The sequence below is a fragment of the Stenotrophomonas sp. STM01 genome (assembly GCF_014852135.1).
Lineage (GTDB): Bacteria > Pseudomonadota > Gammaproteobacteria > Xanthomonadales > Xanthomonadaceae > Stenotrophomonas > Stenotrophomonas capsici.
This window is the reverse complement of the sequence record NZ_JACVBA010000002.1, coordinates 450,116-462,648: the sequence shown is the minus strand read 5'-3', so window position 1 is coordinate 462,648 and position 12,533 is coordinate 450,116. Positions and strand designations below refer to the sequence as shown.

9 protein-coding genes are annotated in these 12,533 nt (G+C 69.1%); 1 reads left to right on the top strand and 8 read right to left on the bottom strand.

Translation table 11 applies throughout. From position 1 onward, the window contains the following. Nucleotides 1-20: 20 nt before the first annotated feature. A complete protein-coding gene (locus IB227_RS11995) occupies nucleotides 21-2,963 on the top strand; it encodes a ligand-binding sensor domain-containing diguanylate cyclase (RefSeq protein WP_225591808.1) in 2,943 nt (980 codons plus the stop codon). A gap of 57 nt (nucleotides 2,964-3,020) precedes the next feature. Here the strand turns inward: IB227_RS11995 and gdhA are convergent, their stop codons facing one another. From gdhA to ilvG, 8 genes are all read right to left on the bottom strand, one after another. Next, nucleotides 3,021-4,370 (bottom strand): NADP-specific glutamate dehydrogenase, encoded by a 1,350-nt coding sequence (gdhA, locus tag IB227_RS11990; RefSeq protein ID WP_192287588.1) that lies wholly within the window; start codon nucleotides 4,368-4,370, stop codon nucleotides 3,021-3,023. A gap of 117 nt (nucleotides 4,371-4,487) precedes the next feature. After that, nucleotides 4,488-5,549: a 3-isopropylmalate dehydrogenase gene (gene leuB / locus IB227_RS11985; RefSeq protein ID WP_192287587.1), complete on the bottom strand. Its 1,062-nt coding sequence runs from the start codon at nucleotides 5,547-5,549 to the stop codon at nucleotides 4,488-4,490. Between the two features lie 162 nt (nucleotides 5,550-5,711). Next, nucleotides 5,712-6,290 (bottom strand): 3-isopropylmalate dehydratase small subunit, encoded by a 579-nt coding sequence (leuD, locus tag IB227_RS11980; protein WP_132865543.1) that lies wholly within the window; start codon nucleotides 6,288-6,290, stop codon nucleotides 5,712-5,714. Beyond that, on the bottom strand, nucleotides 6,290-7,708 hold the full coding sequence (gene leuC, locus IB227_RS11975) for a 3-isopropylmalate dehydratase large subunit (protein WP_192287586.1): 1,419 nt from the start codon (nucleotides 7,706-7,708) through the stop codon (nucleotides 6,290-6,292). The genes leuD and leuC overlap by 1 nt, the downstream gene beginning before the upstream one ends. Nucleotides 7,709-7,746: 38 nt before the next feature. Continuing rightward, on the bottom strand, nucleotides 7,747-9,303 hold the full coding sequence (locus IB227_RS11970; protein ID WP_192287927.1) for a 2-isopropylmalate synthase: 1,557 nt from the start codon (nucleotides 9,301-9,303) through the stop codon (nucleotides 7,747-7,749). Next, complete coding sequence (locus IB227_RS11965; protein ID WP_192287585.1) at nucleotides 9,297-10,394, bottom strand: threonine dehydratase; 1,098 nt, start codon at nucleotides 10,392-10,394, stop codon at nucleotides 9,297-9,299. Before IB227_RS11965 ends, IB227_RS11970 begins: the two co-directional genes overlap by 7 nt. Nucleotides 10,395-10,553: 159 nt before the next feature. Continuing rightward, nucleotides 10,554-10,805 carry an ACT domain-containing protein gene (locus tag IB227_RS11960; protein WP_132865539.1) on the bottom strand — a complete coding sequence of 84 codons (252 nt, stop codon included), beginning with the start codon at nucleotides 10,803-10,805 and terminating at the stop codon, nucleotides 10,554-10,556. Further along, nucleotides 10,789-12,516 carry an acetolactate synthase 2 catalytic subunit gene (gene ilvG, locus IB227_RS11955; protein WP_192287584.1) on the bottom strand — a complete coding sequence of 576 codons (1,728 nt, stop codon included), beginning with the start codon at nucleotides 12,514-12,516 and terminating at the stop codon, nucleotides 10,789-10,791. Before ilvG ends, IB227_RS11960 begins: the two co-directional genes overlap by 17 nt. Between the last annotated feature and the right edge of the window lie 17 nt (nucleotides 12,517-12,533).

Below are 12,533 nucleotides of genomic sequence, written 5' to 3'. Positions count from 1 at the left end.
AGGACCTGCGGGAGGCAGGTTTGCCCAGACCGCTTCACCATTTCCCGAACCCCGTCACCCGCGCCATCGCGCGGGTCGCTGGGTGCTGCCTGTGGGTGCTGCTGGCGGTGCTGGCCGCGCCGCTGGCGCAGGCCGCGCGCCACACCGTGGCCGGCTGGGACATGGAGCAGGGGCTGCCGCACAACCTGGTGCAGGCGGTCGCGCAGGACAACCAAGGGTTCATCTGGCTGGGGACGTGGGAAGGCGTGGTCCGCTTCAACGGCCGCAGCTTCACCGTGTTCGACCGCCAGAACACCCCGGGCGTGGAGCTGTCCGGGGTGCCCACCCTGCTGGCCGACCGCGACGGCGGCATGCTGTTCGGCACCATCAACAACGGCCTGTACCGCTACCACCGCGGGCGCTGGGAAGCGCTCGGCGGGGAGCAGGCCCGCCACCTGTCGATCACCGCCTTGCTGCGTGACGCCGACGGCACCCTGTGGGTGGGCGCGAAGGAACGGTTGCTGCGGTTGTCCGCCGAGGGCGAGCTGCGCGACGTCGGCCTGTCCCCGGGCCTGCCCGAAGCCACCATCACCGCCCTGGCGCAGTCGGCCGACGGCACGATGCTGGTGGCCACCGAGCGTGGCGTGTTCCAGCTCCGGGGCAGTCAGGCAACGGCCTGGCAGGACAGCGCCGGCTGGGTGGTGCGTGACCTGGTGGGAGATGGAAAGGGCGGTTGGCTGGTCGCGGCCGATGACGGCGTGCACTGGTTGCGCGGCAATGGCACGCGCGAGCACCTGTACCCGGGTGAGCGCGTGGAGCGGCTGCGCCGCGATGCCGGCGGCGACCTGTGGTTGAGCCTCTCGGCCGGACGGCTGGAACGCTTCGGCGCAGGCCAGCGCGAGCGCATCGCCATCCCCGGCCAGGTCAGCCCGGCGCTGATGATCGACCGCGAAGGGCTGGTCTGGGCCGGAAGCACCGATGGCCTGTTCCGGATTGACGAAGGCGCCGCGCAGGGGCTGACCGAGACCGAGGGGCTGGGTTCGAACTACGTTCGCGCGGTCATCCAGTCCGCCGATGGCACGGTGTGGATCGGCCACTCCGAGGGGCTGGACCGGCTTGATGGCGGGCAGCTGCGGCGTGTCCCGCTGGTTCCCGGTGCCCGTCGCGATGCCTCGGTGCTGGCGTTGGCGGTGGCCCCCGGCACGCTGTGGGCGGGCACCTACAACCATGGCGTGCTACGGCTGGATGCCGATGGCACGGTGCGGCAGCAGGTGGTGCTGCCGGGCACGGTGCAGCCGCTGGTGCGCGCGCTGTGCGTGGATGCCGATGGCGGGCTGTGGATCGGCAGCGCCGAAGGGCTGTTCCATTACCGCGATGGTCGCCTCCGCCTGTACGGGCTGGAGGAAGGCCTGCCCGGTGCGGCGGTGCATGCGCTGTATCGCGATGCCGGTGGCGTGCTGTGGATCGGGACCAATGCCGGCATGGCCTCGCTCGGCGCCGATGGCAAGCTGCAGAGCTGGTCGGTGCAGAGCGGTTTCCCGGCCAGTTACGTGTTCGATTTCCTCGGCGATGGCAACGGCGACCTGTGGATCGCCACCGACCATGGCCTGCTGCGCAAGCGCGGGCTGGACGTGCAGGTATTCGACCACCGCAGGGGCCTGCCGCGCGACAAGGTGTTCCGCATCATCGACGACGGCCGCGGGCACCTGTGGTTGCCCAGCAACCAGGGCGTGTTCCGGCTCGATCGCAATGACCTGGTCGGGGTGGCGGCAGGGGCGCGCAGCCAGTTGGCGGTGCATGTGATCGACCACACCGACGGCATGCCAAGCAGCCAGGCCAACGGTGCGTCCTCGCCGGCCGGTTGGCTCGCCCGTGACGGGCGCCTGATGTTTCCCACCGCCGAAGGGCTGGCGGTGATCGACCCGCTGCGCGTGGACGGCAACGCCCGCCTGCGCCAGTCGCCGGTGGTGATCGAAGGGGTGGTGATCGACGGTACGCCGCAGGCCCCGCAGGAACGCTATGCGTTGCCGCCGGAAGTGGAGCGGATCGAGGTCGCCTACACGGGGCTGGGGTTCCGTGCGCCGGACAAGATGCGCTACCGCTACCGGCTGGAGGGCTTCGACGCCGACTGGGTCGAGGCCGGCGAGCGTACCGAGGCGGTGTACACCAACCTGGCCCCGGGTAATTACCAGCTGCGGGTGCAGGCGATGACCCTGCCGCTGGATTGGCAGGATGCGCGCCGCGTCGGCGAAGCACGCCTGCAGCTGAGCGTGGCCACGCCGTACTGGCGGCGGCCGTGGGTGATGGCGATGGGCGTGGTCGCGCTGCTCGGGCTGGTGCTGGTCCTGGTGGCCTGGCGCACGGCCAGCTACCGCCGCCGGCAACGCCTGCTCAGCACCGAGATCGCGGCGCGGACGCAGGAACTACGCGAGAAGAACCGCGCGCTGCAGCAGGCCGACGCCGAGCGCGACCACCTGCTGCGGCGGCTGGAACACATGGCCATGCATGACGTGCTGACCGGCCTGCCGAACCGGCGCGCCGGTGATGCCTACCTGCAGCAGGCCATGCGCGAGGCCGAGCGCGACGGTGCGCCGCTGCACGTGGCGCTGCTGGACATCGACCATTTCAAGCAGATCAACGACGGCCACGGGCATGAGGCCGGTGACCAGGTGTTGCGTGACGTCGCCAGCCTGCTGCAGCTGCAGCTGGGCGAGGACCAGTTCGTGTCACGCCATGGCGGCGAGGAGTTCCTGATCGTGCTGCGGGGCATGTCGTTGCCGGCCGCGGCCGAACAGCTGCAGGCGGTACGCATGCAGCTGGCGCGGTTGCGCCTGGAAGAACTGGGCGCGGACACCCATATCACCGTCTGCATGGGCCTGGCCAGCCTGGGCCCGGGGCAGCAGACCGTGCGGACCCTGCTGGCGGCGGCGGACCGCCAGCTGTATCGCGCCAAGCACGAAGGCCGCAACCGCGTCGCGCATTGAGTTGCGGCCGGGGCCAAGGCGCCGTGCGTGTCGCACGGCGCGGCGTTGGCGGCAGGCTCAGTACAGGCCCTGTGCCAGCATCGCGTCGGCGACCTTGACGAAGCCGGCGATGTTGGCGCCGTCGACGTAGTTGACGCTGCCATCGGCGCGCACGCCATGGCGCACGCAGTTGGCGTGGATCTCCTTCATGATCACGTGCAGGCGCTCGTCCACGTCGGCATGGCGCCAGGACAGGCGCAGCGCGTTCTGGCTCATCTCCAGGCCCGAGGTGGCCACGCCGCCGGCATTGCTGGCCTTGCCCGGCGCGTACAACGTGCCGGCGTGCAGGAACACGTCCACCGCTTCCAGCGTCGAAGGCATGTTGGCGCCTTCGGCCACGCACAGCACGCCGTTGCTGACCAGCGTGCGCGCATCGGTTTCGTCCAGTTCGTTCTGGGTGGCGCAGGGCAGGGCGATGTCGGCCGGGATATGCCACGGGCGGCGGTCGGCGAGGAACTCGAAGCGTGCGTCGTCGGCTAGCTCGGACAGGCGGCCCCGGCGCTCGTTCTTCAGGGTCATCACCGCCTGCAGGCCGTCCTCGTCGAAGCCGTCGCGCGCGTACAGCGTGCCGCCGGAATCGGAGAAGGTCAGTACGCGCGCGCCGAGTTCGGCGGCCTTGATCGCCGCGAACTGGGCGACGTTGCCCGAGCCGGAGATCAGCACCTTGGCCCCGTGCGTTTCGCGGCGGGCGTGGTGCAGCATCTGCTCGACGAAGTAGACCGTGCCGAAGCCGGTGGCCTCCGGCCGCATCAGGCTGCCGCCGTAGGCCAGGCCCTTGCCGGTGAACACGCAGGACGCATCATTGCTGAGCTTCTTCATCATGCCGGCCATGAAGCCGACCTCGCGCGCGCCCACGCCGATATCGCCGGCCGGAACGTCGGTGTCCGGGCCCAGGTGGCGGTACAGCTCCAGCATCAGCGCCTGGCAGAAGCGCATCACCTCGCCGTCGCTCTTGCCCTTGGGGTCGAAGTCCGAGCCGCCCTTGCCGCCGCCCATTGGCAACGTGGTCAGTGCGTTCTTGAAGGTCTGTTCGAAGGCCAGGAACTTGAGGATGGACAGGTTCACCGACGGGTGGAAACGCATGCCGCCCTTGAACGGGCCGATCGCCGAGTTGTGCTGCACGCGCCAGGCACGGTTGACGTGGGTCTGGCCGGCATCGTCGGCCCAGGCGACGCGGAACTGGATCACGCGCTCCGGCTCGACCAGGCGTTCCAGCAACCCGTAGCGGGTGTACTTCGGGTTCTGCTGCAGGAACGGCCACAGGCTGAGGGTCACTTCCTTCACCGCCTGCAGGAACTCGGGCTGGTGCGGGTCGCGCTTGGCCACGTGGGCCAGGAAGTCGTCGGGGCTACGGTAGTTCAAGGGCATTCCTCAAGGATGGGGGGATCCGAAAACGGGGATCCAATAAGGGAAAGGCTGTCTATCCACCGGGCGACAAGAGGCCGCCAAAAAAAGACGCGGCCCAAAGGCCGCGTCCGGATGTCATTACTGCAGTTGGGCAAGCACGGCCTGGGCGGCCTGGCCGGTGCTGAGCGCCTGGCCCTGCGCGGCCAGGTCGGCGGTGAAGTGGCCGCCATCCAGTGCGGCGGTGACGGCCTGTTCGATCGCCGCCGCTTCGGCCTCCAGCCCGAGCGAATGGCGCAGCAGCATCGCCGCGCTGAGGATGGTGGCGTAGGGGTTGGCGATGCCCTTGCCGGCGATGTCCGGTGCCGAGCCGTGGATGGGTTCGTAGATGCCGACCTTGCCCTGTTCGCCCAGCGACGCGGACGGCAGCAGGCCCAGCGAGCCGGCCAGCATCGAGGCCTCGTCGGTGAGGATGTCCCCGAACATGTTCTCGGTGACGATCACGTCGTAGGCGCGTGGCTTGGCGATCAGGTGCATGGCCATCGAGTCGACCAGCTGGTGTTCGAGTTCGACGTCCGGGAATTCCTCGCGGCCGATGCGCGCGGCGGTGTCGCGCCACAGCCGCGAGGTTTCCAGCACGTTGGCCTTGTCCACCGAGGTCAGCTTGCCGCGACGCTGCTGCGCCAGGCCGAAGGCGCTGCGCAGCACGCGCTCGATCTCGACCACGGTATAGCGGCACAGGTCGCTGGCACTGTCGGCATCGCGGGTCTTGTCGCCGAAATAGATGCCGCCGGTGAGCTCGCGCACGACGATGAAGTCCACGTCGGTGAGCAGCTCGGGCTTGATCGGCGAAGCATGCAGCGCTGCCGGATGCGTGCGCACCGGGCGCAGGTTGGCGTACAGGCCCAGCGCCTTGCGGATGGCCAGCAGGCCTTGTTCCGGGCGCACCTTGGCGTTCGGGTCGGACCACTTCGGGCCGCCCACGGCACCGAGCAGCACCGCATCGGCCTTGCTGCAGGCGTCCAAGGTGCTGGCCGGCAGCGGCTCACCGTGGTTGTCGATGGCGATGCCGCCGATGTCGTGTTCGCTGAAGGTGAAGCTGTGGCCGAAGCGCGCGGCGATGGCCTTGAGCACGTCCACGGCGGCGACGGTGATTTCAGGGCCGATGCCGTCACCCGGCAGTACGACGATGTTGGCTTGCATGTAGGGGTTCCAGTTGCTGTTCTTTTGAAGCCCCTCTCCCTGTGGGAGAGGGGTTGGGGAGAGGGTAGGGAGGACCATGCGTTGTGTCTGGCCGTAGTCGTCGCGCTTCCCCTCATCCGCCCCTTCGGGGCAGCTTCTCCCGGAGGGAGAAGGGTTTATGGTTCACGCCGCGCGTGCAGCCTCGTAGGCTTCGATTTCGGGCACGCGGCCCAGCAGCCAACCCAGCTGGTCCACGCCTTCCAGCAGGCAGGTCTGCGAGAAGCCATCCAGCGGGAACGCATAGGCCTTGCCGGATGACGTGCGCAGTTCGCGTGCGGCGACGTCCACGGTCAGTTCGTCGTCCGGGTGCTGCATCAGTTCCTGCACGTCGGCCTCGTCCAGAACGATCGGCAGCAGGCCGTTCTTCAGCGAATTGCCACGGAAGATGTCGGCGATCTCGCTGCTGACGATGGCGCGCAGGCCCAGGTCGGTCAGCGCCCACGGCGCATGCTCGCGCGATGAGCCGCAGCCGAAGTTGCGACCGGCCAGCAGGATCGAGCGCCCTGCATTCTCCGGCTGGTTGAAGGCGAACTCCGGGTTCGGCGAGCCGTCGGCCTGCCAACGCCAGTCGTTGAACGCGTTCTTGCCCAGCCCGGCACGCTCGGTGGTGGACAGGAACCGCGCCGGGATGATCTGGTCGGTGTCGATGTTGGTCTGGCGCAGCACCACGCTGCGCGAAACGATCCGGGTCAGCGCGGCCATCAGGCCACCTCCTTGGCAAACAGTTCACGCGGGTCGGCGACGTGGCCGTTGACCGCGGCCCAGGCCGCGCTCATCGGCGAGGCCAGCAGGGTGCGCGAGCCCGGGCCCTGGCGGCCTTCGAAGTTGCGGTTGCTGGTGCTCACCGCCAGTTGCCCCGGTGCGACCAGGTCACCGTTCATGGCGATGCACATCGAGCAGCCCGGCTCGCGCCACTCGGCGCCGGCCGCACGCACGATCTCGTGGATGCCTTCGGCCTCGGCGTCGCGCTTGACGATCTCCGAACCCGGCACCACCAGCATGCGCACGCCGTCGGCGACGCGGCGCCCGCGCAGGACCTGCGCCACTTCGCGCATGTCGCTCAGGCGGCCGTTGGTGCAGGAGCCGACGAACACCACGTCCACCGGCGTGCCGGCCAACGCATGGCCGGCCTCGAACTTCATGTAGTCCAGGCCCTTCTGCGCGGCCGCGTCGTTGGCGGCCGGGATCGGCGCATCCACGGCGATGGCGGTGCCTGGGTGCGTGCCCCAGGTCAGGGTCGGGCGGATGTCGGCGGCATCGATGTGCACTTCGGCATCGAAGCGCGCGCCGGCATCGCTGTTCAAGGTCTTCCAGTAGGCGACGGCGGCATCGAACGCGTCGCCCTTCGGGCCACGCGGGGTATTGGCAACCCAATCGAACGTGACCTGGTCTGGTGCGACCATGCCGGCGCGCGCGCCGGCTTCGATCGACATGTTGCACAGGGTCATGCGCTGTTCCATGTCCATCGCGCGGATCGCCGAACCACGGAACTCCAGCACGTGGCCGGTACCGCCGTTGACGCCAATCACGCCGATGATGTGCAGCACCACGTCCTTGGCGCCGACACCCGGGGCCAGCGTACCGTCGACGGTGATTGCCATGGTGCGGGCCTTGCGCTGCAGCAGGCACTGCGTGGCCAGCACGTGGCCGACCTCGCTGGTGCCGATACCGAAGGCCAGCGAGCCGAACGCACCGTGGGTGGAGGTGTGGCTGTCGCCGCAGACGATGGTCATGCCCGGCTGGGTGAAGCCCTGCTCCGGGGCGATGACGTGGACGATACCGCGGTTGGCCGAGGCCAGGTCGAACAGCTCGATGCCGTACTCGGCGCAGTTCTTGGCCAGCATCTCCACCTGCGCCTCGGAAGCCTTGCTCGCGTACGGCAGTTTGCCGTCAGGGCCGGCCGGCAGGGTCGGGGTGGAGTGGTCCATCGTCGCCTTGGTGCGGTCCGGGCGGCGCGGCTTCAGGCCGCGCTCGCGCAGTTCGGTGAAGGCCTGCGGCGAGGTGACTTCGTGGATCAGGTGCAGGTCGATGTACAGCACGGCCGGCGCGCTGTCCGATTCGGGGACGACGACATGCGCGTCCCACAGCTTGTCATACAGGGTCTTGGGTGCGGAGCTCATTGCTTTCTGGTTCCGTTGCCTATGAGGGGCCATCGCGCTCAGGCGCTGACGGCTTCCTGGGTCTGAGCGCTCTCGCGCTGGCGCAGCAGGCGGTTGGTGACATCCAGCCAGGCCAGCGCGCTGGCCTCGATGATGTCACGACTGGTGCCGGTGCCTTCCAGGATCTCGCCTTCGTGGCGGACGCTGAGGTTGGCTTCGCCGCGCGCATCGGCACCGATGCCGACGCTGTGCACGTGATAGCTGTCCAGGGTCAGCTGGATGCCGGTGGCGGCCGACAACGCCGAGAACAACGCATCCACCGGGCCATCGCCCTGCGCGGTCTCGGCCACGCGGTTGCCTTCCGGGTCGGACAGCTCGACCAGTGCGTTGGCGCGGCTGCCGACGTCGCTGATGGTCATCGAGGCCAGGCGGTAGCCGTCGCTGCTGGAGGTGCCCTGCATCAGGGTCTGCAGGTCGGCGTCGGTGACCACGCGCTGCTGCTCGCACAAGGCCTTGAACTGCTCGAACACCAGCTTCAGTTCTTCCTCTTCCAGCCAGTAGCCCAGCGCCCGCAGGCGGGCTTCGACCGCGGCGCGGCCGCTGTGGCGGCCCAGCACCATCTGCGAGGACTCCCAGCCCACGTCCTCCGGGCGCATGATTTCGTAGGTGTTGCGGTTGCGCAGCATGCCGTGCTGGTGGATGCCGGACTCGTGCGCGAACGCATTGGCACCGACGATGGCCTTGTTGCGCTGGACCGGCATGCCGACCAGGCGCTGCAGCAGCTGCGAGGTGGGCACGATGCGCTGGGTGTCGAAGCCGGTGTCGAAGTTGTAGAAGGCGTTACGTACCTTCAGCACCATCGCGATCTCTTCCAGCGCGCAGTTGCCGGCGCGCTCGCCGATGCCGTTGATCGAGCCTTCGACCTGGCGTGCGCCGCCTTCGATGGCGGCCAGCGAGTTGGCCACGGCCAGGCCCAGGTCGTTGTGGCAGTGGGCGCTGAAGATCACCTTGTCGGCGCCGGCGGCATGCCCGATCACGTGCTGGAACATCGCGCGGATTTCGTCCGGCGTGGTGAAGCCGACCGTGTCGGGCAGGTTGATGGTGCGCGCGCCCGCGGCGATGGCGACCTGGGCGACTTCGGTCAGGAAGTCCAGTTCGGTGCGGGTGGCGTCCTCGGCCGAGAACTCCACGTCGTCGACATGGCCGCGGGCCATCGTCACGTGCTTGTGCACCGACTCCAGCACCTGCTCCTTGCTCATGCGCAGCTTGTGCTCGCGGTGCAGCGGGCTGGTCGACAGGAACAGGTGCAGGCGCGGACGCGCCGCCGCCTCCAGCGCCTTGACCGAGGTCTCGATGTCGGCGGCCAGGCAGCGCGACAGCACCGCCAGCACCGGGCCGCGGACGTCGCGGCCGATCAGCGCCATCGCCTCGCGGTCGGATTGGGAACTTGCCGGGAAACCGGTCTCGATCACGTCCATGCCCAGCTCGGCCAGGGCGCGCGCCATCACCAGCTTCTGCGGTGGGGTCATGCTGCAGCCCGGGGATTGTTCGCCGTCACGCAGGGTCGTGTCGAAGATGGTAATTCGCGGGGTGTTGTTGGTTGGAGTATTCACCAGAGGGTCTCCTCGACAGCGGTAACGGAAATGGGGGGGGGATCGGATTTGAGGGTGCGTGGCGGGGGCGAGGTGGCGCGGCTTCTAAGTCGCTCGCCGTTGCGCCGTCGGGGCTTGCGCGGTGGCCGCGGGCGGACTTCGGACAGCAGCGTGGACAGCACGGTGGCATCGATGTTGCCGCCGGAGACGACCGCGCACTTGCGCTTGCCGGCCACGCGGCGGCCGGCGGCCAGCGCCAGCGCACCGGCACCCTCGGCGATCACGTGCTCCTCCAGCGCCAGCCGCACCAGGGTTTCGCGCAGTTCGGCCTCGCGCACGATGACCACGTCGTCGAGCAGGCTGGCGCACAGGCGGCGGGTGAGGAAGCCGGGGATCTTGACCTTGACGCCATCGGCCAGCGTGGCCACCGGCGCGATCTCGCGCACGTCGCCCTTGATCGCGCGGGCCATGGAGTCCACGCCCTCGACCTGCGCGCCGATGATGCGCACGCCCTGTGACTTCAGCGCCAGCGCCACGCCGGAGGCCAGGCCGCCGCCGCCGATCGGCACGATCACCACGTCCGGTGCATGCGGGGCCAGCTCGATGCCCAGCGTGCCTTGGCCGGCGATCACGTCCGGGTCGTCGAAGGCGGACAGGAAACGATAGCCATGGTGTTCGGCCAGCTCGCGGGCGAAGGCATAGGCCTCGTCGTAGCTGGTGCCGTGCTGGCGCACGGTGGCGCCCCAATGCTGGACGCCGGCGATCTTGGTGTCCGGCGCGCCGTGCGGCATCACCGTGATCGCCTGCACGCCGAGGCGGAACGACGCCCAGGCCACGCCCTGGGCGTGGTTGCCGGCCGAGGCGCAGATGACCGGGCGCTCGTCACCGCGTTCCAGCGCGGCCAGCATCGCGTTCAGCGCGCCACGGACCTTGTAGGAGCCGGTGCGCTGCAGGTTCTCGAGCTTGAGCCAGGTACCGAAGCGTTCGGCGTAGTGCAGCGGGGTGGGCGGCAGGAAGCGGCGCAGGCGTGCCTGCGCGGCCAGCACGTCGGCGACGCTGACGTGCATCTCGCCCGTGGGTTCGGCGGTTACGGCGGGGCGGCCACGATCAGGCATCGGGGCGGCCGTGGAGCGGGGAACGGGGAAGGGGGAACCGGGGATGAAGGTCGTGGCCGGAGCGTTGAAGAAGACGCCTCCGTTGTACCCGTGCCGCATTGGCACGCGGGGCCTGCAGCCCCTGCTCCCGATTCCCCGGTCGTACACCTACGTCGCTGTTCATGCGCTGGCACCGGCGACCGGTACCACGCGTACCGATTCGCAGTCGTAGACCTTTTCCAACTGGTGGCGCAGGGTTTCCGGTGGCCGGGTGCCGTCGATGTCCATCTGCACGTGCCAGCGTCCGGCATCGTCGGCGTTGCGGCTGCCGGCGATGTTGCTGAAGGAAAAGCCGCGGCGTTCGACCATGCCGATCACGCGCACCAGCGCGCCCTCGGCAGGCTTCAGCACCAGGTCAAGCCGGTATTGCATTGGAACTCTCCTGCGTTGCCTTGGCGTGGGCGGGGTTGCTGTCCAGCATGGTGCTGTTGGCGTTGTTCGGCGGCACCAGCGGCCAGACGTTGGCGCGGGCATCGATGGCCACGTGCAGCAGCATCGGGCCGGGGGCGTCGAACAGTTCGGCCAGGCCGTCCTCGACGTCGTTGCGGTGGATGATGCGCCTGGCCTGGATGCCGAACACCTGCGCCAGCGCGACGAAGTCCGGGTTGTCGGACAGGTCGATCTCGCTGTAGCGCTCGGCATGGAACAGCTCCTGCCACTGGCGCACCATGCCCAGCGAGGAGTTGTCCAGCAGCACGATCTTGATCGGCAGCTTGCAGCGGGCGATGGTCACCAGCTCCTGCACGTTCATCATGAAGCTGCCATCGCCGGAGACCAGCACCACGGTGCGGTCCGGGCAGGCGAACTGCGCGCCCATCGCCGCCGGCAGGCCAAAGCCCATCGTGCCCAGCGCACCGGAGGTCAGGTGATTGCGCGGGTCGTTGAAACGGCAATGCTGGGCCACCCACATCTGGTGCTGGCCGACGTCGCAGGCGATGACGGTGTCCGGCGGGGCCACTTCGCTCAGGCGCTTGAGCAGGCGCGGGGCGTAGATCTGCTCGCCGGGTGCGTCGTAGCGGGCGGTGAACTTCTCGCGGTTGGCGGCGCAGCGGGCCCGCCAGGCGTTGCAGTGGGCGCGTTCGCCGGCCAGGGCGCGCAGGCCGTCGCGGACATTGCCCGGCACCGGGATGTCGGCACCGCGCAGCTTGGAGATCTCGTAGACATCGGCATCCAGGTGGATGACCCGTGCGAACGGGGCGAACTCGGCCAGCTTGCCGGTGGCGCGGTCGTCGAAACGTGCACCGACCACGACCAGCAGGTCCGACTCCTGCACCGCCATGTTGGCCGCTCGGGTGCCGTGCATGCCCAGCATGCCCAGGTACTGCGGATGGTTGGCCGGCAGTGCGCCCAGGCCACGCAGGGTCAGCACGGTCGGAATGCCGCTGGCCTCGACGAACTGGCGGAAATCCTCCACCGCATCGGCCAGGGCGATACCGCCGCCGCCGTAGATCACCGGCTTCTCGGCCTGGGCGATGGCGGCCAGTGCCTCGGCCAGGCGTTCAGCGGCCGGTGCCGGCACCGGATCGACCGCCGCCGGCACGTGGTCGGGCAGATGCGAGGCATCGGCCAGCTGCACGTTCTTGGGCAGGTCGATCAGGACCGGGCCGGGACGCCCTTCGCGGGCGACCCGGAATGCCTCGGCCACCACGTGCGGCAGCTCATCGACGCTGCGCACCAGCCAGCTGTGTTTGACGATCGGCATGGTCATGCCGAACACATCCAGTTCCTGGAACGCATCGGTGCCCAGCAGCGGCGTGCCGACCTGGCCGGTCAGGCACACCATCGGCACCGAGTCGAGCATCGCATCGGCGATGCCGGTGACCAGGTTCGAGGCCCCCGGGCCGGAGGTGGCCACGCACACGCCTACTTTGCCACTGGCGCGGGCATAGCCGTTGGCGGCCAGCGCCGCGCCCTGCTCGTGGCGTACCAGGATGTGCTTGAGGCTGGAATCCACCAGTGCGTCGTAGAACGGCATGATGGTGCCACCTGGGTAGCCGAACAGCGTTTGCACGCCTTCGGCCTCCAGGGCCTGCGTCAGCCAGCGTGCGCCGTTGCGTGGCGCATCGTGGGTGGAAGTGTTCATGCAGCGACCTTTGCGTT